Source organism: Nesterenkonia massiliensis, assembly GCF_000455245.1.
Classification (GTDB): Bacteria; Actinomycetota; Actinomycetes; order Actinomycetales; family Micrococcaceae; genus Nesterenkonia; species Nesterenkonia rhizosphaerae.
The window spans coordinates 498,177-500,039 of sequence record NZ_HG005166.1; the positions used below are offsets into that span (position 1 = coordinate 498,177).

The window sequence follows — 1,863 nt, forward strand, 5'->3', positions numbered from 1 at the left end:
CTACGCACCGTAAGCACTGAGGGCCCGGACCTGACTCGCAACAGCTGAGTGCAGGCCCGGGCCCTCCACGTGTGGTTCAGGGGATGGTTACAGGTTCACCCTGCCGTGGTCTCCCATCTCTGGAGTATCTTCGCTGCTGAGTGAGGACTTCACCAGCTTCACCAGCGCGCCGGCCTTGCCAGGTCCCTCCCAGTACTGGGCGGTATCCGGGGTGACGCACAGAAGAGCGGCGTCGGGGTCGTCCGCGCCGTCGCTGAAGTATGCTTCCGCTCCGAGGTCATCCAGCTCAGCCTTCTTCTGAGGGTCAGTGACGAGAGCTGCGGTACCGGCTACAGAAACCCAAGTCTTGTCAGCCACGAATCCGAGATTGACATGGCCGTCGCCCAAGACGTCGTCGATCTTCTCTGAATCCACCGGCGTAAAGAACCAGAACCGGTGATCCTCATCAATATGAGATACCGCCATAGGCCGGGATACCAGGCGTCCTGTGGAGTCCACGGTGGTGAACATGCAGGTACCGATGTCCTTGAGTGTGGCGATCAAGTCCTCAGGGGTGTGCTGAGCCATAGTCTCCTCCTGTGATGTGGTCGGAAGGCGAGTGTAGGCAGCTGCTCCTGATTGGTGGCTTTGCGGTGCCCGGTAATTGCCCGAGATTCAAGAGCGGGTGTCACGATTCGTCCAGGTCTTTGAACAGGTAGATCGTCCACGGCAGCTCTGCCTAATAAGTGACGCGGCTAGTGGCATTAACAGCGGGGTTCGGGATCCCAGATACGATGACCTGGTGACTAATGCGACCCCCATTCGAAAAGCTGTGATTCCGGCTGCTGGCCTGGGCACACGCTTCCTTCCTGCCACTAAGGCGATGCCTAAAGAGATGCTGCCGGTGGTGGATGAGCCAGCTATCCAGTACGTGGTGGCTGAGGCTTCCAAAGCTGGTCTTGATGACATTTTGATGATCACCGGGCGTAATAAGCGCGCCATGGAGGATCATTTCGACCGGGCCCCGAACCTGGAAGCCACTCTGGAGGCCAAGGGCGATACCAAGAAGCTCGAAGCGGTCCGTCATGCCACCCAGCTGGGGGATATCCACTATGTGCGCCAGGGTGAGGCTAAAGGTCTTGGCCATGCGGTGCTGTGCGGGAAGCAGCACGTCGGTGATGAGCCCTTCGCGGTGCTTCTAGGTGATGATCTGATTGATCCTCGTGATGAGCTTCTGACAACGATGATGGAAACCCAGCAGCAGTTGGGTGGTTCGGTGATCGCGGTGATGGAAGTTCCTGAGGAGAACGTCTCTTCCTATGGTGTGGTCGATGCCGGGGGAGCGGATCAACAAGAGGGTGCGCAGGTGGTGCCGGTGCAGGGCCTGGTGGAGAAGCCTGCGGCTGAGGATGCGCCGTCGAACCTGGCCATTATTGGTCGGTATGTGCTGCATCCGGCGATCTTTGCTCAGTTGGAGCAGACTCCTCCGGGTAAGGGTAATGAGATTCAGCTCACTGACGCTCTGCAGGCTATGGCTGGCAAGCCGGCCGCTGAGGGCGGTGGGGTGCATGCGGTGATTTTCCGTGGTCGTCGGTATGACACCGGGGATAAGCTCAGCTATATCAAGGCTGTGGTAACTCTGGCGGTGGATCGTGAGGATCTGGGTCCGGATCTGCGGACATGGCTCAAGGAATTCGTTCAGGATCTTTAATCCCCTGCGGTGGGTCCACCTGACGATTCAACTGACCGCAGAATAGGCGCGGTTCATCGGTAATCTTGAGTGGTTGGCCTGCATTAAGTAACGAGACATCTATGATGAGGCGCGTGACTTTGAATATCAGTGTGATTGGTACCGGTTATCTGGGTGCGACCCATGCAGCGTGC

The 1,863-nt window shown here is 58.1% G+C and carries 2 protein-coding genes; one reads left to right on the top strand and one right to left on the bottom strand.

Translation table 11 applies throughout. The annotated features are described in order from the left end of the window. Window positions 1-87: 87 nt before the first annotated feature. Window positions 88-567, bottom strand: coding sequence for a pyridoxamine 5'-phosphate oxidase family protein (locus TX78_RS05480; RefSeq protein ID WP_044494292.1), 480 nt, complete (start codon window positions 565-567; stop codon window positions 88-90). 214 nt (window positions 568-781) lie between these two features. Between TX78_RS05480 and galU the strand changes: the two genes are divergently transcribed. Next, complete coding sequence (galU, locus tag TX78_RS05485) at window positions 782-1,690, top strand: UTP--glucose-1-phosphate uridylyltransferase GalU (protein WP_044494293.1); 909 nt, start codon at window positions 782-784, stop codon at window positions 1,688-1,690. Window positions 1,691-1,863: the final 173 nt, after the last annotated feature.

Bases quoted from the DNA above. Each gene is read 5' to 3' on its own strand.
- TX78_RS05480 (WP_044494292.1), bottom strand. From the start codon at position 567: ATGGCTCAGCACACCCCTGAGGACTTGATCGCCACACTCAAGGACATC.